Origin of the sequence: Streptomyces sp. R33 (assembly GCF_041200175.1) — a bacterium.
GTDB lineage: Bacteria > Actinomycetota > Actinomycetes > Streptomycetales > Streptomycetaceae > Streptomyces > Streptomyces katrae_B.
In genome coordinates this window covers 2,402,032-2,417,860 of the sequence record NZ_CP165727.1, presented here as the reverse complement: position 1 = coordinate 2,417,860, position 15,829 = coordinate 2,402,032, and the positions used below count along the sequence as shown (strand labels likewise).

The 15,829-nt window shown below is 76.0% G+C and carries 13 protein-coding genes; 3 read left to right on the top strand and 10 right to left on the bottom strand.

The window, feature by feature from the left end:
• Positions 1-61 precede the first annotated feature (61 nt).
• From AB5J51_RS11270 to AB5J51_RS11250, 5 genes are read right to left on the bottom strand one after another with little or no spacing between them, the layout of a single operon-like run.
• Complete coding sequence (locus AB5J51_RS11270; protein ID WP_136223079.1) at positions 62-2,362, bottom strand: lantibiotic dehydratase; 2,301 nt, start codon at positions 2,360-2,362, stop codon at positions 62-64.
• Positions 2,363-2,372: 10 nt separating this feature from the next.
• Complete coding sequence (locus AB5J51_RS11265) at positions 2,373-2,654, bottom strand: acyl carrier protein (protein ID WP_053788370.1); 282 nt, start codon at positions 2,652-2,654, stop codon at positions 2,373-2,375.
• Complete coding sequence (locus AB5J51_RS11260; protein ID WP_240805174.1) at positions 2,651-3,811, bottom strand: threonine/serine dehydratase; 1,161 nt, start codon at positions 3,809-3,811, stop codon at positions 2,651-2,653. Before AB5J51_RS11260 ends, AB5J51_RS11265 begins: the two co-directional genes overlap by 4 nt.
• Complete coding sequence (locus AB5J51_RS11255) at positions 3,808-5,313, bottom strand: amino acid adenylation domain-containing protein (RefSeq protein WP_369777611.1); 1,506 nt, start codon at positions 5,311-5,313, stop codon at positions 3,808-3,810. The genes AB5J51_RS11260 and AB5J51_RS11255 overlap by 4 nt, the downstream gene beginning before the upstream one ends.
• Positions 5,313-7,664, bottom strand: a complete 2,352-nt coding sequence (locus AB5J51_RS11250) for a lantibiotic dehydratase (protein WP_369777610.1) — start codon at positions 7,662-7,664, stop codon at positions 5,313-5,315. The genes AB5J51_RS11255 and AB5J51_RS11250 overlap by 1 nt, the downstream gene beginning before the upstream one ends.
• Before the next feature lie 224 nt (positions 7,665-7,888).
• Between AB5J51_RS11250 and AB5J51_RS11245 the strand changes: the two genes are divergently transcribed.
• The gene (locus AB5J51_RS11245; RefSeq protein ID WP_030294153.1) at positions 7,889-8,092 is read left to right on the top strand and encodes an MbtH family NRPS accessory protein; all 204 of its coding nucleotides are present in this window, start codon (positions 7,889-7,891) and stop codon (positions 8,090-8,092) included.
• A gap of 181 nt (positions 8,093-8,273) precedes the next feature.
• Here AB5J51_RS11245 and AB5J51_RS11240 read toward each other — a convergent pair whose 3' ends face one another.
• The 5 genes from AB5J51_RS11240 to AB5J51_RS11220 form a co-directional block, all read right to left on the bottom strand.
• On the bottom strand, positions 8,274-9,164 hold the full coding sequence (locus tag AB5J51_RS11240; protein ID WP_369777609.1) for an NAD-dependent epimerase/dehydratase family protein: 891 nt from the start codon (positions 9,162-9,164) through the stop codon (positions 8,274-8,276).
• A gap of 105 nt (positions 9,165-9,269) precedes the next feature.
• Positions 9,270-10,457 carry a cytochrome P450 gene (locus AB5J51_RS11235; RefSeq protein ID WP_369777608.1) on the bottom strand — a complete coding sequence of 396 codons (1,188 nt, stop codon included), beginning with the start codon at positions 10,455-10,457 and terminating at the stop codon, positions 9,270-9,272.
• Positions 10,454-11,977 carry a class I adenylate-forming enzyme family protein gene (locus AB5J51_RS11230; protein WP_369777606.1) on the bottom strand — a complete coding sequence of 508 codons (1,524 nt, stop codon included), beginning with the start codon at positions 11,975-11,977 and terminating at the stop codon, positions 10,454-10,456. The genes AB5J51_RS11235 and AB5J51_RS11230 overlap by 4 nt, the downstream gene beginning before the upstream one ends.
• Positions 11,977-12,723 (bottom strand): glycosyltransferase family 2 protein, encoded by a 747-nt coding sequence (locus tag AB5J51_RS11225; RefSeq protein ID WP_234382438.1) that lies wholly within the window; start codon positions 12,721-12,723, stop codon positions 11,977-11,979. The genes AB5J51_RS11230 and AB5J51_RS11225 overlap by 1 nt, the downstream gene beginning before the upstream one ends.
• Complete coding sequence (locus AB5J51_RS11220; protein ID WP_369777605.1) at positions 12,720-13,742, bottom strand: 3-oxoacyl-ACP synthase III family protein; 1,023 nt, start codon at positions 13,740-13,742, stop codon at positions 12,720-12,722. The genes AB5J51_RS11225 and AB5J51_RS11220 overlap by 4 nt, the downstream gene beginning before the upstream one ends.
• A 207-nt stretch (positions 13,743-13,949) precedes the next feature.
• Between AB5J51_RS11220 and AB5J51_RS11215 the strand changes: the two genes are divergently transcribed.
• Together AB5J51_RS11215 and AB5J51_RS11210 are read left to right on the top strand one after the other, a co-directional pair.
• Complete coding sequence (locus AB5J51_RS11215) at positions 13,950-15,446, top strand: hypothetical protein (RefSeq protein ID WP_369777604.1); 1,497 nt, start codon at positions 13,950-13,952, stop codon at positions 15,444-15,446.
• Between the two features lie 25 nt (positions 15,447-15,471).
• Positions 15,472-15,798, top strand: a complete 327-nt coding sequence (locus AB5J51_RS11210; protein ID WP_133896562.1) for a hypothetical protein — start codon at positions 15,472-15,474, stop codon at positions 15,796-15,798.
• Positions 15,799-15,829 lie beyond the last annotated feature (31 nt).

Below are 15,829 nucleotides of genomic sequence, written 5' to 3'. Positions count from 1 at the left end.
CCGCACGGCCTGGTGCTCCGCCGTGCGCGCCGCCGTCGAAAGCGTCGCCGTGCTCTTTCGGTCAGCCCTCGTCCACCGCCACGAAGCGCAGCTCCGAGGTGTACACCTCGCCCTGGTCGTCGGTCAGCCAGGCCTGTTCCGGGCTCGGCAGCATCTCGGTGAACACGGCCCGGCCGTCGGGCTCCTTGCGGGCCATCCTGCGGACCGCCTTGGCGAGGATGTTGACGTACACCGGGCTGTCGAAGTCCACGTAGAACGGGCGGGTCTCGGTCGGCAGCACGACGAACACGAACCGCGGCAGCTCGCGCCGCTCCCGCCACTGCCGGGCCCGTACGAACCGGCGGGCCTCGTCCTTCTCCTCGGCGAAGTCCATGTCCGACGGGGCCGGCCGCCAGGTCTCGCGGGCCACGACGAGGCGGTCCACCGTGACCCGGGGGGAGTGGTCGGCCGCGTCCGGCAGGATCTGGAACAGGTCCATCGCCAGGGTGGTCAGTACGTGCGAGAACACGTCCACCGCGGGGAACTCGGACCCGTCGGGCAGGACCACCGCCAGCTCGCCGTCCGTCCGTTCGGTCACCGTCACGTCGGCGCTGAGCACCGTACGGGGCCGGCCCGGATCGGCGGTGAAGTCGACCAGGGCGACGTAGTAGTCCTCGGGGCGGACCAGGGAGTGCCGGATCCGCGCCGACAGCCGCGAGCGGTGCTCCTTGGGCAGCAGCGGCATCAGCCGGGGGCCGGGATGGTCCCGGTCGGTGAGCCGGAGCAGCTCCTCGGCGTCCGGATGCTGGTTGACGAACAGCGAGGCGCCCAACGTGTTGGCGGCGACGTGCAGTTCACCCAGGACGAGCTCGAAGTCACCCCGAGCCACGGCCTGTTCACCGGTCGCGGCGATCATGATGTCGGGGCTGAGGTAGCGGGCGGCGGTCCAGCCGCCGCCCGGGCCGCCGAACTGCTCGGCCACGGGCCCCGCGACGGCCTCCAGCGGCAGCCTGACCCGGCGGGTGCCCGGCGGGGGCGCCAGGATCGCGCCCCAGCGCCGGCGGAACTCCTGCTGGAGCTCGGCGGACTCCGCGCGGGCGGCGCCGTGCAGGACGGGCATGCAGGCGAACCAGAACGCGGCCAGGTCGACCGGGCCCTGCCCGGCCAGCCGGCGGTACACCTCCCGGGCCCGGGCCATCACCGCGTCGGCGAGCCGCGCCGTGAGCCAGCCGGCACTCGTCAGCAGCGGGTCCAGCGGGGCGAGGGCCTCGTGCACGGTCCGCCCGAGGGTGGCGGTCGCCGCCCGCCGGCAGTCGGAGTACACCAGGGCCCGGCACGGCGCCGTACCGGCCGCCTTCTCGCGCACGGCGGCTGTCTCGGTCAGCGCGACGAACTCGCCCTCCAGCTCCGTCAGTGCGGCCACCAGGGACTCGGGCCCGTCCGCCGACCGTACGCGCTCCCGGCCCCGCTCCAGGACGTCCAGGGCGGCCAGGCCGGGCTCGCGCAGCTCCGCGTCCCCGACCCGGTCCAGCCAGGCCCGCAGGTGCCGCTCCGGGCGGGCATCGGCGGGCACCTCCAGCTTCCACACCACCCACCGGCGGGCGACCAGGTCGGCCAGGACCGCGGACACGTCCACGTCCGGCAGCGCGGCGCGGATGTCCCGCGCGGGGCGTACGCCGTCGCACAGTGCGAGCACGGCACGCGCTTCCTCGCCGAGGGCCTGGCCCGGGCGGCCCGGCACCGTCACGTCCATGCCGGTCTGGCGGACGAACGGCACGCGCCGGGGCGCCACCCACTCCCGTACCGCCGGATCGGTGTCGATCCGCGCGGCCAGGGCGTCGATCGCCCAGCTGGCGAAGTACACCTCCGATCCGGCGATCAGGCCGGTGCCGGGGGCGCCGGCGTGGACGCGGACGCCCTCCGCGGACAGGTCCCAGCGGCCCCAGCCGACGGGGCCGAAGAACCCGATGGTGTCGTTCTTGACGCAGAACCGCTGCCAGTAGTGGGCCACCAGCTCCTCGCGCTGGCGCGGCATGCTGGTACGGCCCGCGGCGGTCGGCGTCCAGTTCAGGAAGGGTGTGATCCCGGAGCCGAGGACCGGGCGGTTCTGCCAGGCCACCGCCTCCCGGAAGGCGGGCGTCCGGGCGATCTCCTGGAGCGTGTGCGCGACCTCCACCTGGGCTTCGGCGAACAGGGCGGTGAACTCCCCCCACCGCTCGCCGGCCAGGGCGCCCGGGCCCTCGGCGGGCTCGAACTTGTCGGCGGCCGCGGCCAGCCCGTCCGGGGCCAGCCGCAGCACGCCCCCGGCCGGGAAACCCGCCCCGCGCAGGGCGAACTGGTCCCACAGCCGCCAGCGGCCGCCGGGCACGTAGGTATCGGTCATGGCCGGCCCCTCATGCCTGGACGAAGTCGGCGTGGACGACGTCGGCGAGGTCCGCGGGCGAGGGGTAGGCGAAGACCAGGGCCACCGGGACCTCCGCCCCGAGTGCCTCCTCGAGCCGTGCGGTGATCCGGAACGCGGTCAGCGAGTCGCCGCCCCATTCGTAGAAGTCGCTCTGCTCGTCGAGGTCGGCCACCCCCAGCGTCTCGCGGTAGATGGAGACGACCAGCTCGGTCAGGGCGGCGCCGGTCAGCTGCGCGGTCGGGTTCTGGGTCTCGGTCGCGGTCGCGGTCATGAGGTCTCCTCCAGGAGCGAACGGGTGGTGTGAGGGGTGGGGGTGGTGCAGGTGGTGCGAGTCGCGTGCGTGGTGCGGTGGGTACGGGAAGCGGCGGCGGACGTGGCGGCCGCTGCGGCCGACGCCAGGGCCGCCGTGGTGTTGCCGCCGGAGACGACGGCGACGGCGCGGCCGGTGCCGCGCCCCGCCCGCATCGCCCCGGCCAGCGCGACCGCGCCGGACGGCTCGGCCTCGATCCCGCGCCGCCGCAGCAGCGCGGCCGAGGCGAGGATCTCCGCGTCGGACACGGTGACCAGGTCGTCGACCCGGTCCCGGATGACCGGGTACGGCACCGCCCCCGGCTGCTGGCCGCGCAGCCCGTCGGCGACGGTGTCACCGGGCGCCAGCCGTACGGGGTGCCCCGCGGCCAGGGACCGGGCGTAGCGGGGGGTGCCGGCGGGCTCGACGCCCACCACCCGCACCGGGTGCCCGTACGCGGCGAGGCAGACCCCCGCGAGCAGCCCGCCCCCGCCGGTCGGCACGTACACGGTCTCGACGTCGGGCGCCTCGGCGAGGATCTCCAGGCCGACCGTGCCCTGCCCGGCGACCACGAGTTCGTGGTCGGAGGAGGGCACGAGGACCGCGCCCGTCTCCTCGGCCAGCGCCCGGGCCCGGGCATCGCGCTCGGCGACGCCGCCCGGCACACCGACCGTCCGCCCGCCGAGGGCCCGGATCAGGGCGATCTTCGCGGGGTGCGCCCCGCCGGCCAGCACCACGGTCACCTCGGCGCCGAGCGCGGCCGCCAGCCGGGCCAGCGCGATGCCGTGGTTGCCCGAGGAGCCGGTGACGATCCGCCGGGCCCCCAGCGTCAGGACCGCGTTGGCGGCCCCGCGCAGCTTGAACGATCCGCCGTACTGGAGGTGTTCGGCCTTCAGCAGCAGCCGCGCGCCCGTCCGGTGGCGGTCAGGCGCGGGCAGCAGCGGCAGCAGCGGGGTACGCCGGACCTGCCCGGCGATCCGTGCGGCGGCGGCCTCCACGTCGGCCGGGCCGAGCTGGCCGCGCGGGCCGCGCACGGCGCCGGCCGGTCCGCCGGAGGCGGCGGAGCCGGCGGACATGACGGGTGCGGCGGACATGACGGGTGCGGCGGGCGCGGCGGGTGCCGCGGGTGCGGTGGTCATGACCGGCCTCCTGTCTGCGAGAGGGCACGGCGGTCGGCCTTCCCGCCGCGGGTGGTGGGCAGCTGCGCCAGCCGCACGAACCGCCGCGGCATCAGGTGCGGGGGCAGGCCGGCGGCCAGGTGGGCGCGCAGCGCGGCGTCGGTGGTGCCCGCCAGGTCGCCCGTGACGTGGGCGACGAGGAACACCCGGCCCTGCGCGTCGGTCTCGCTGGTGACGACCGCCCCCGTCACCCCGGCGTGCGACAGCAGCGCCCCCTCGACCTCGGCCGGGTCCACCCGGTAGCCGCGGATCTTCACCTGCCGGTCGCCGCGCCCCAGGTACTCCAGCCCGTCGGGACCCGTCCGCGCCAGGTCACCGGTGCGGTACAGCCGCGCACCCGGCGGACCGAACGGGTCCGGTACGAAGCGCTCGGCCGTACGGGCGGCCCGCCCGCGGTAACCGCGGGCCACGCCCGCCCCGCCGATGTAGACCTCCCCGACGTCCCCGTCGGGCACCGGGGCCATCCCGGCATCCAGGAGCCGTACGACCACCCCGTCGATCGGAGTGCCGACGGTGTCGGTCAGGACGTCAGGCCGGGTCGGCACGGCGTACCGGGTCGAGGTCATCGTGCACTCGGTCGGGCCGTACTGGTTGACCAGGCTGCCCCGTACCAGCGGCCGCCCTCCGGCCGCCAGGAACGGCCGCAGCGACTCGCCGCTGGAGACCACCAGACGGACCCCGGCGAGCAGCCGGGCCCCGTCCGGCTGTCCGGCCAGGAACGACAGGAACGACGGGGTCGTGCTCAGCAGCGCGCTCACCCCGTGCTCCCGGACCACGGCCCCGAACTCCTCGGGCCGCAGCAGCGCCGAGCGCGGCACCACCACCAGCCGTCCGCCCGCCAGCAGCGGGGCGAAGGTGTCCCGCAGGGACGCGTCGTAGCCGAGCGGGGCGAGCTGGAGGGCCACGGTCTCGGGCCCCAGCCCGTAGTCGCGGGCGATGCAACGCAGGTACGAGTCCAGCCCGCGGTGCTCGACCAGGACGGCGCTGGGCTCCCCGGTGCTCCCGGAGGTGTGGCTGACGTACGCGAGCGAGCGCTCGCCGAGCGGTCCGCCCGGCCGCCCGTCCGCACCGGCCGTGCTGCCGGGCCGGTCCAGGAGGACGGGCGGCCCCGGGACCGGCAGGTCGAGCCCGCCCACCAGTGCCGAGGTGGTCACCAGCAGCTCCGCGCCGCCGCTGCGGGCCAGCGCCGCCAGCCGGGCCGGCGGCTGCTCCGGGTCCAGGCCGAGGAAGGCCGCGCCGCAGCGCACCACGGCGGCCGGTGCCACCACGGCGTCCACGCCGCGCTCCACGGCCACCGCGCACACCGTCTCCGGGCGGGCGCCGCGGGCCCGCAGCACCGCCGCGAGGGCGTCGATGCGGGCGGTGAGCTCCGCGTACGTCACCTCGCCGGCGGGAGTGGTGACCGCGACCCGGTCCGGGGCGACGGAGGCGTGCGCGGCGATGTCGTCGACGAAGGTCCGCATCACGCGCTCCCGTCCGCGGCGCGCTCCTGCGCGGGCCGCGAGACGTCCGTGACCGTCTGGTCGACGGCGACGAAGCGCAGCTCCGAGGTGAACGTGTCGCCCCGGTCGTCGGTCAGCCAGGCCTGCTCCGGGGTCGGCAGCATCTCGCTGATCTTCAGCTTGGCCCCGGGGTCCTTGCGGGCCAGCCTGCGCGCGGCCTTCGCGAGGATGGTCAGGTACACCGGGCTGTCGAAGTCCACGTAGAACGGCCGGGGTTCGCTCGGCGAGACCACGAACACGAACCGGGGCAAGTCGTGTTCCTCGCGCCAGTGCCGGGCCCGTACGTACCGCCTGGCCTCGGACTTCTCGTCGGCGAAGGCCAGTTCGGAGGCCGGGAAGGACCAGGTCTCGCGCGCCACCACCATCTTGTCGATGCTGATCCGCGGGGTGTGGTCGCCCTCGGGGCGCAGCGTGAACCGGTCCATGACGCGCTGCGTCAGGGTGTTCGCGTACACGTCGAGCAGATCGAACGCGGCCCCGTCGGGCAGTACGGCCATCAGCCGGCCGTCCCGGTCCTCCACCACGACGTCGGCGCACAGGACGGTGCGCGGGCGGTGCGGATCGCCGGTGTCGTCGACCAGCGAGACGTAGTAGTCCTGCGGCCGGTCCAGCGAAGGCCTGCTGCGCGTCGACCACTTCAGCGGCAGTTCCTTGGGCAGCATCGGCAGCAGCCGCGGCCCGGGGAAGTCGCGGGTGGTCTCCGCGATCAACTCGTCGCGGTCGGGATGCTGGTGGACGAAGAGGGAGGCGCCCATCGTGTTGAGCGCGCTGTGCATCTCGCCCAGCACCATCTCGAAGTCGCCGCGTGCCACGGCGTCCGGGTCCTCGGCGAGCAGCAGCACGTCCGGGCTGAAGTAGCGGGCCAGCGACCAGCCCGCGCCGGGCTCCTCGAACTCGGCCCGCACCTGCTCGGCGATGTCCGCCGACGACACCCGTACCCGGCGCGCCCCCTCGGGCACCGCCAGGATCCGCGCCCATTTCGCCCGCAGCTCCGCCTGGACGGCGTCGAGGTCCCGGCCCGCCTCCGGGTACGGGGAGGGCAGGCAGCCCAGCCACATCGACCCCAGGTCCACCGGGCCGGCCGCCCGCAGCCGCTCGTACACCTCGCGGAGCCGTGCCCCGACCCGCTCGGCGAAGCGGTTGGTCAGCCAGCGCGCCGCCGTCAGGCACTGCGCGAGGGGGGTCAGCTCGTCCAGCAGGGCGGTGCCGAGGGTCGCCGTCGCCGCGCGCCGGGCGTCCGAGTACACGAGCCCCCGGCAGGGGGCGGTCCGCTCGCCCTTGGAGCGCTGGGCGTCGGTGGCGGTCAGCGCCGCGAAGTCGGCCTCCAGGGCGCCGATCGCCGAGGTCAGCGCCTCGGCGTCCAGACCGGCCGCCTGGACGGCGTCCCGCCCGCGCTCCAGGACGGCCAGCTTCTCCAGGGCCGGCTCCCGCAGGGCCGGATCGCCGATCCGCTCCAGGACGGCTCGCAGCTCCCGCTCCGGGTAGGTGCCCGTCGGCACGTCGAGGCGCCAGTGCACCCACCGCTTGGCCAGCAGCCACTGCAAGGCCTCGGTCGCCTCCGCCACCGGGATCCCCAGCGCCGCGGCGATCGCGGCCACGGGCCGGGTCCCGTCGCACAGGTCCAGTACGGCCCGGGCGGTCTCGCCGATGGGCTGCGGCGGCCGGCCCGGCAGATGCACCGACAGGCCCTCGGCCCGTACGAAGGACACCCGGCGCGGGGGTATCCAGGCCCGCAGCGCGGGGTCTGCGTTCAGCGACTTGGCCAGGGCGTCGATGGCCCAGCTGGCGAAGTAGACCCGCGAGTCGGCGAGGAACCCACCGGAGCCGGGGTCGACCTGCACCCCGTCCGTGGCGAGGTCCCAGCGCCCCCACCCGACGGGGCCGAAGAACCCGATGGTGTCGTTCTTGACGCAGAACCGCTGCCAGTAGTGGGCGACCAGCTCCTCGCGCTGGCGCGGCATGCTGGTACGACTCGCCGCGGTCGGCGTCCAGTTCAGGAACGGCGCGATGCCGGTGCGCAGCACGGCCGGGTTCTGCCAGGCCACGGCGGCCCGGAAGCGCGGCGAGGCCGCGATGTCCTGGAGCAGCTCGGCGGTGCGGACGGCGCCGGTGTCGAAGGCCCCGGTGAACGCATCCCAGTCCGGGCCGGCGAGGGCGTCGCCCGGCCCGAACTTGTCGGCGGCGAGGGCGAGTCCGGGCGGAGCCATGCGCAGGACCCCCTCAGCCGGGAAACCCGGACCGCGGAGTGCGAAGTGCTCCCACAACCGCCACCCGCCGGTGGGCAGGTGCACGGTCTCTGGGGTGTCCGACATGGCGGAGCTCCTTCCAGCCTGATGGGGTGGCGTGGCCGGCGGCGCTGTACCTCGGACGCCACCCTGGCTGCCCCGAACACTGCCGCCGCGCCGGCCGGCGCCACCAGGGAAGGAGCGGCAGCACCGACCGCCGGTCCTTCTGCGCGTTTGTCCCTATGGCGGGCCGGATCCCGGCATCACGCTGTGACCCATCGAGACCGAAGAACTGCGGGAGGACCGAAGCCATGAGCGACACCGACGAGAGCGGCTACCGGGTCGTGCACAACGACGAGGAGCAGTACTCCCTCTGGCGTGCGGACCGCGAACTGCCGGCGGGCTGGCACGCCGAGGGCACGGAGGGCACCCGGCAGGAATGCCTTGACCACATCGCCGCGGTGTGGACGGACATGCGCCCGCTGAGCCTGCGCCGCAGGATGGCGACGGCCTGAACAGCGGCCGGAACGGGGGTCTGAACGGGGGCCTGAACGCCGGTCGGCGAGGCTGAGGCGCGGGGGGACCGAGCCCCGCCGACCGGTTCCGCCGGAGATCCTGTCCCGCCGCGGGCACCTCGGGTGGTCCGCCCCCGTCCGGCCGCGGAGCCAGCCTGCGTGACGCGGGCCCCGTGCCGGCTCAGGACAGCGGGTGTGCGGGCAGCAGCCCCCGGCGGGCGGGGCCGAGCGTGGCCAGGTGGTCGTCCAGTGTGCGGTGCGGGGTCCAGCCCTGGGACCGGGCCCGGGTCAGGTCCAGGACGACCGGGTGGGCCAGCTGGTCCACCGCGTAGCGGCTGAGGGCCGGTTCGCCGCCGCGCGCGAGCAGCTCCGCGGCGCGGGCCGCCGTACGGGCCACCGCCGGCGGGAGGTGCCGGATCCGGGCGGTGACGCCGTGCGCGTGCAGGACCCTGCGTACGGCCGCATCGCGCGCGTAGGGCGCCGCGTCGGCCACGTTGTACGCGCCCGGGGCCCACCCGGCGGCCGCCGCGAGGGCGGCATCGGCGAGGTTCTCCACCGCCGTCAGGCTGAGCGGTACGTCCGGCCCCGGCAGCAGCAGGGTCCCGGCCCGGACCCGGGAGAGCAGCCTCGGCAGCAGGGTGCCGTCGCCGGGGCCGTAGACGGCCCGCGGCCGCAGCACCACCGCCCCCGCGGCCAGCGCGAGGGCCTCGCCCGCCGCCTTGGTGCGGCCGTAGGCGTTCAACTGCCCGGTACGCGGATGGTCCTCGCGGACCAGGGTGCGGTCGCGCCGGGGGTCGTAGACGCTGGCACTGCTGACCCAGACCACGGGCCGGTCTCCGGCGGCCCGCAGCAGCCGCTCGGTCCCGGTGACGTTGACCGCGTACATCTCCGCCTCCGCGGGGGAACCGGGGGCCGGGTCGCCGACCGCCGCCGCGCAGTGCACGACGACGTCGATCCCGGCCAGGTCCGGCAGTTCGCGGGCCGCATCCCAGAACCGGTGCTCCCCGACGGGCCCGGGCCGCCGCCCCGGACACACCACCTCGGCCCCGCCGGCCACCGCAGCCCGCGCCACGTGCCCCCCCGCAGAACCCGCTCGCCCCGGTGACGGCGACCCGCAACCCCCTCAGGCGCGCCCCAGCCGCTCCGGCGGCACCGGCCGTGCGGTGCGTATCGGCGTTCATGAGGTGGCCTTCACGGTCAGTACGCGCCAGCCCGGCAGGGCGGCTCGGCGGTCGACCCGGGCGCGGGTCACCACCGGGCGGTGGGGGGCCAGGGCCGCCAGGGTGTCGGCGAGTTGGATGCGGGCCAGGCGGGCACCGGGGCAGGCATGCGAGCCGGCGCCGAACACCAGGTGGGCCAGGGCCGGGTCGGCCGGGGCGAGGGCGTCCGGGTCGCGGCGGTGCGCCTGCGCGGCATGCCGGGCGACCAGCAGCAGCCGGTCGCCGCTGCGGACCGGGCAGCCGCCGACCGTCCCGTCGGCCGCCGCCACCCGGGGCAGCAGGGGCGAGGCCGCAGTGACCCGCAGCAGCTCGTCGGCCAGCCGGAGCCGCAGCACCGGGTCCGCGGCCTGGTCCCACAGACCGGCGTCGGCACACCACGCCACCGCCCGCGGCAGCGCGGCCACGGTGGTGTTGACGGCGGCCACCGCCACCATCGCGGCCAGCGCATCGCCCAGTGGCGGCATGGAGCCGTGCGGGGCGTGAGGGCATCCGGGCAAGGGTGTCGGGGGCGGCGTGGCGAGGGGGCGGGTCAGGAGGGACCGGAGCGTGCGGGCCGTGCGGGCGGCAGCTGCCTGCGTGGCCGGGCGGTGCGGCCCGGGCAGGTGGGTGCGCACCGACGCGGCCGCGGCGTCCGCAGCGGCCCGGGCCACCACCACCGGGTCGGCATCCGTGCCCAGCAGCCGGCAGACCACCGACCCGGCCAGCTCCCGCGCGAGCGCGACCATGTCGACCTCGCCGCCCTGCGCGAGCGCTGCCAGCCGGCCGGCGAGCAACTGCTGCCACACCGGGCGCAGTCGTTCCACGCCGGCCGCACCGAGCTCCTCCGCGAGCCCCCGCCGGTCCGCCCGGTGCCCGCCGCCCTCCTGATCGAACAGCACGCCGCCGGTTGCGCCGGCCACCGTACGGTCGGGCTGCGCCTGTTCCGCCAGGGCCGTGCGGGCTGCGGCCCCCGTGGTGCCGGGGGCCGTGCGGTTCAGGGGGAGGCGGGTCAGGGCTTCCCGGTAGGCCGTGGCGTCGTGGACCAGCAGCGTGCGCCCGAGGCGTCGTACGGGGCGGCCTCGGGTGGCGGCGAGCAGGGCGAACAGCAGCGGGTGGCTGCGTACGTACACCCGGCGGTCGCGCCGACGGGCCCGGGACGGGGTCATCGGGTCCCCCTCAGGCGGGCCGCCGCCAGCGCCGCGGCCGCCGCGCGGTCGGGTTTGCGGGAGCGTCCCGCGAGCGGGATCCGCGCGAACAGCACGGCGTCGGGCCGGGCGGAGCCCATCCGCCCCAGCGGTCCCGCCAATGCGGCGCGCAGCCCCGGCTCGGCGGCCCCGGGCTGCGGCTGTACGAGGGCCACGAGCCGCTCGTCGCCCGCGGACTCGGCGCCGCGGCCCGCCGGGATGCCGACCAGCACGGCCAGCTCCACCCCCGGCACGTGCAGCGCCGGCTCGTACAGCCCCGGGTAGATGTTCTCGGCCCTGCGCAGCACCATGTCCTTGCTCCTGCCCTCGAGGACGAGCCGCCCCGCCCCGTCCAGCCGCGCCCGGTCTCCCGTACGCACCCACGGCTCGGGCTCCTCGCCCAGGTAGCGGTCCCGGGCCGCGGCCCCCGCCAGCAGCAGCTGGCCGTCCTCGTCCGGCTTCGCCGTGACGCCGGGCAGCGGGGCCCCGACCAGGTCGCCGGGACCCTCGTACGCCGCCTTCTCGCGCGCCTCGACCGCGGCGGCCGGGAACAGTTCCGTCAGGGCGTACACGCCCCACGCCTCCTCGGCGCCCGCACCGCGCACCCGGGACAGCAGCTCGGCGCTCGCCGGCGCCGAGCCCGTCCACACCCGCCCCCGGAAACGCGCCCCCGCGCCCAGCGCGTCCCGCAGCTGCGGCGGGGTCAGATAGGTGTCCCGCGGCCGCAGCCGGCGCAGCTGCCGGGCCAGGACCGCCGGCGACCGGGCCGGGAGCGCCACCGGTGCGCCGTGCGCGAGGGAGGGCACGAGCACGAAGAACGTGCCGCCGAGCACCGGATCGCCCGCCCGGGCCGGGTCCGCGGCGCCGAACAGCGCGGAGACGGAAGCCATCCCGGCGGCCAGGCTCGCCCGGGTGTGCACCACGGCCCGGGGCCGCGAGGTGGTCCCGGAAGTGAAGACGATCACCGCATCGGCGTCGGAGTCCCCGTACGCCGGGCGGCGCCCCTGCCCGGGCACCCCGGAGCGCGCCGCGCCCAGCTCCAGCGCGGGCGCGCAGCCGGGCAGCCGGCGCCCGACGGTGGCCACGGGGGCGCCCAGCGAGGCCAGGTCCGGCAGGGCGAGCCGGGCCCGGCTCGCCAGCGGGCGGGCCCAGCCCGCGACGGCCTGCGCGGCCGCGTCGGCGAGGACGAGCGAGGGTCCGGCCAGCGCGAGCCGGGCGCGCAGTACGTCGGGCCCCGCCCCGGGGTCGAGCACGGCCCCGCGCAGCCCGAGCCGCCACAGCGCGAGCAGCACGGCCAGTGCCCGCGGCCCGGGCCGGACGGCGACCCCGACGGTGTCCCCGGCGCGCAGCCCGCGCGCGTGCAGGCCCGCGGCGAACGCATCGGCCAGGTCGGCGAGTTCGCCGCGCGTGGCACGGACCCGGGTGGCGCCGGTCCGGCCGGCGGTGAGTACGGCGGCCCGCTCGGGGCGGGCGCGCAGCGCGTGGTCGAGTCGGTCGAGCATCAGCGGGGGTCCGTTCCGTGGGTGCCGCTGCCCTGGTCGAGGTACCAGCGGGCCGTGCCGGCGATTCCGTACGCCTTCAGCCGGCGCGTGGAGTTCTCCACGACCATCCTCCGGCAGTGCGTGATCCGGTCGGTGTGCCGGCGTACGGCGTTGAGGAAGAGCCGGTCGGTGGGCGAGGGACGTCGCGGCATCCCGCCGACGGCGAGGTACAGCTCGGCGGTGATGGCCATGTTGTTCCCCGCGTGCATCCGGTACGGGGCCTTGAAGCCGCCCCGCCGGGCGGCGTGCTGCGGCCGCAGCCGCCCGAACAGCGCGGCCAGCCGGACCAGCCCCGCGAAACCGGCCCGGCCGAGCGGCCCGTGCTCGTCGCGCCGGGCGGTGATCCGCCCGCACACCAGGCCAGGGCGGGCCGTGAGCGCGGCCCGTGCCGCCCCCGTCCAGCCGGGCCGCGGCAGGCAGTCGGCGTCCGTCCGCGCGAGCAGGGTCGCGCCCCGGCCGATGGCGTACCGGAAGCCGGTGTCCACGGCGGAGCCGACCCCCTTCTCCGGCTCCTCGATCACCTCCACCTCGAACGGCGCGCTCGCGGCGAACTCCCGTGCGACCGCGGCCGTGTCGTCCGACGAGGCGTTGTCGACGACCAGCAGGGTGAAGTCCCGGTCGCGCTGGGCCGCGAGCGCCCGCAGGGTGTCGCCCAGCCGGGCCTCTTCCTGATGGGCCGGCACGACCACCCACAGCCGCCCGGTCACGACTTCTCCCAGACCATCGTCATGATGCTGATCCCGCCGCCCAGCCCCACGAACAACACCTTTTCCCCCGGCTCCAGTTCCCCGAACACCCGGTCCAGCTGCACGCCGGTGCTGGCGCTCGCGACGTTCCCCAGCTCGGGCACGGTGACCACCAGCTTCCCGGCCGGCACCCCGGTGAGCTCCGCGAACCGTTCCAGGTACGGCACCGTCACCTGGTGCACCAGTACCTTGGCGAAGTCGTCCCAGTCCATCCCCGTACGGTGCAGCGTCCGGTCGATGACCGCCGTGCCCACCTTCTCGAAGACCCCCCGCAGTTCGTGCCCGTCCCCGCGGAAGTACGTGTACGCATCCCCGCGCGGGTGCCGCGAACCGCCGCCCGGGATGCCCCCGACCTCCCAGTGCTCGGAATGCGTCTCGGTGTCCACGTCGAGGATCCCGCCGCGCTCCACCGCCTCCACGACGACGGCCGCCCCCGCGTCGCCGAACGTGTACCCGGCGAAGCCTTCGCGAAGCTCCGCGAGCCCGGCCGGCGCGTACTGCACCGCCCGGCTCGGCGTCTCCCCGGTCACGACCAGCGCCCGCCGGACCCGCCCGGCCAGGATCATCGCCCGGGCCAGGTCGATGCCGTTCACGAAGCTGTTGCAGGCGTTGGTGACGTCCAAGGCGTGGGCCCGGGAGCCGAGTTCCGCCTGCACGATGTGCGCGGTCGCGGGCTCGACCATGTCGCGCGACGCCGAGGCGAACACCAGCAGGTCGATGTCCATCGGGGTGAGCCCGCCGGCGGCCAGCGCCCGGCGCGCGGCGCCCACCGCGAGCGTCGAGGCGTACACGCCCTCGCCCGCGACCCGGCGCGAGACGATCCCGGTGGCCTGCGTCAGCAGCCTCGGCGGCAGGACGAGGCCGCTGCGGCGGGCCACCTCCTGCTGGAGGTCCTCCGAGGAGCGGACCTCCTCGGGCAACAGGCTGCCGACGGCGGTTATCCCGGCGCGCGGCGAGGGATCAGACGACTGAATGAGCATGCCCCCACCCTGCGGCCCCGCGAGCGTCGGGACCTGAGTACGGATGCTCAGATCGCCCCCGCGCGCTGCACGTCCGCCATGAGTACGTACGCATCCCCCGGGCCGGGAGCGGTCACGCCCAACGGCCGGACAGCCGGGGCCCGTTTCCGTAGGGTGTCCCGAAGGCCGATGGCCGAAGGGCACACGGGGGATACGGGGGAGAGGCACATGGCAGCACGCCGGTTACCGGCGCTGGCGCAGTACCGCACCGATGCGGTGACCCGCCGACTGTGCGCAGGGGCGCACCTGGACGAGGACTTCGCCCGCGACGTGGACGTGGAGCTCACCGCGGACGGGCTGCGCGCCACCGGCCTCTCGCTCGGCATCGACCTGGTGGCGCTGGCCCGCCACGCGCGCGCCGCGGTCCGGCGGACCGACCTACGGGACCGGCGCCTGGCCTGGATCTGTGCCGTCGGCGTGTGGGCGGCGGTGCCGCTGCTGCTGTACGCGATGGTCACCGCCCGGTGGGGACTCGCGTACGCAGCCGCCGCACTGGTGGTCCTCGCGTACGGGAGCGCCTGGTGGCTCGTCCACCAGGCCGAGAGCCGCTCCCGTACGGCGGCGCTCGCCGTGGAGCACGGCGCGGACCGCCCGGCGGACCTGGCCCCGGCGGTCGAACCGGAGGCGGAGCAGCGGCTGCTGGAGACGAAGCGGGCCAACGTGGTCCCGTACACGGCGAGCGCCGAGCGCACCAACCCCTTCGTCGGGAGCGGCTCCAAGCTCAAGGAGATGGTCTGGCAGCCCATCGACGTCAGCCGCCCCGCCGAGGACCCGGCGGGCAACGGCGGCAAGCTGCCCGTCAAGCCGTTCGACGCGGTCGACCTGCACACCTACGTGGCCCGCGAGATGGAGCACATCGCCGGCCTCAAGGGCCTCCAGGTCCGCAACCGGCTCTACGTCATGGGGACCAACGTCCCGTACGTGGGACCGGAGCTGCTGCCGGACCGGCTGCGCCGGCCGCGCGCCCAGATCCCCAAGCAGCTGGTCCAGGCGGGCCTGATGCAGTCCGGCGCCGGCATGCGCACCTACCTCAGCCTGGTCCGGGCCGGCGAGGGCGGCCGGGCCATCGTCTCCATGCACCTGCGAGCCCGCCTCCACCACCCCAGCCTCACCTGGGAGGTGTCGGCGTACGGGATCCCGCCGCTGCAGGCGCGCTTCGACCGGGTGAACCGGCTGCCGCTGGACGGGTTCGAGCGCTGGTGGAGCCTGGTCTCCTTCGCCACGTCCCGGACCGGGACCGCCCTGCTCAAGGCCTCCTCCCGGCGCATGCAGCGGGCCTCCGAGCAGCGCAGGCGCGCCCGCGCCCTGGAGAAGGTACGGCGCGAGATCGACAAACGGCACGCGCTCTACGACTACGGCGCGGTCGACAGCATCCGCGAACGCGTCGCGGACTGGGAGCAGTTGGGATTCAGTGAACGCACCGACTCCCAGGACTTCCTGCAGCGCCTCCAGCAGGGTGTGCTGATAGCGACGGAGCGCTTTCTGAAGGACCACAACATCGACACCAGCTCCTACGACCAGGCGCAGCAGGTCATCAACACGCACACCTACACCTTCCAGGGCAGCGTGCAGGCGGGCGTCATCGGCGACAACGGCACCGTCAACCACCACAACGGACCCGGTGCGCAGGCCGGGCACTCCGGGCAGGGCCGAGGGACGCCCTGACCGCCATCACCACCGGGAGAGACAGATGGGCACCTTCAACTTCAACGAGAACGTCACCGCCGGCATCATCGGCGACAACGGCACCCTCAACATCGGACGGCAGGACACCGCCGCCGAGACCCTGCGGCTGGCCGCCGAACTCGCGCAGTGGCTCCGGGACCAGGGCGCGGCCCAGGAACGCATCGCCGCGGCCGAGACCCTGCGCGGTGAACTGGACCGGGCCGCGCAGGAGCGGCGCGCCGCCGAGCCGGGGGTGATCCGCCGCTCCCTGGAGACGATCACCCTCGGTCTCGGCGCCGGCAGCGGCGGACTCGCCCTCGCCCAGGAGATCGGCCGCCTCCTGGCGACCTGACCCCGGCCCGGATCCGGGCGGGGGCCCCGGT

Bases quoted from the DNA above. Each gene is read 5' to 3' on its own strand.
- AB5J51_RS11230 (WP_369777606.1), bottom strand. From the start codon at position 11,977: ATGCTCGACCGACTCGACCACGCGCTGCGCGCCCGCCCCGAGCGGGCC.
- AB5J51_RS11235 (WP_369777608.1), bottom strand. From the start codon at position 10,457: ATGACCCCGTCCCGGGCCCGTCGGCGCGACCGCCGGGTGTACGTACGC.
- AB5J51_RS11210 (WP_133896562.1), top strand. From the start codon at position 15,472: ATGGGCACCTTCAACTTCAACGAGAACGTCACCGCCGGCATCATCGGC.
- AB5J51_RS11255 (WP_369777611.1), bottom strand. From the start codon at position 5,313: ATGCGGACCTTCGTCGACGACATCGCCGCGCACGCCTCCGTCGCCCCG.
- AB5J51_RS11260 (WP_240805174.1), bottom strand. From the start codon at position 3,811: ATGACCACCGCACCCGCGGCACCCGCCGCGCCCGCCGCACCCGTCATG.
- AB5J51_RS11265 (WP_053788370.1), bottom strand. From the start codon at position 2,654: ATGACCGCGACCGCGACCGAGACCCAGAACCCGACCGCGCAGCTGACC.
- AB5J51_RS11245 (WP_030294153.1), top strand. From the start codon at position 7,889: ATGAGCGACACCGACGAGAGCGGCTACCGGGTCGTGCACAACGACGAG.
- AB5J51_RS11270 (WP_136223079.1), bottom strand. From the start codon at position 2,362: ATGACCGATACCTACGTGCCCGGCGGCCGCTGGCGGCTGTGGGACCAG.
- AB5J51_RS11220 (WP_369777605.1), bottom strand. From the start codon at position 13,742: ATGCTCATTCAGTCGTCTGATCCCTCGCCGCGCGCCGGGATAACCGCC.
- AB5J51_RS11250 (WP_369777610.1), bottom strand. From the start codon at position 7,664: ATGTCGGACACCCCAGAGACCGTGCACCTGCCCACCGGCGGGTGGCGG.
- AB5J51_RS11215 (WP_369777604.1), top strand. From the start codon at position 13,950: ATGGCAGCACGCCGGTTACCGGCGCTGGCGCAGTACCGCACCGATGCG.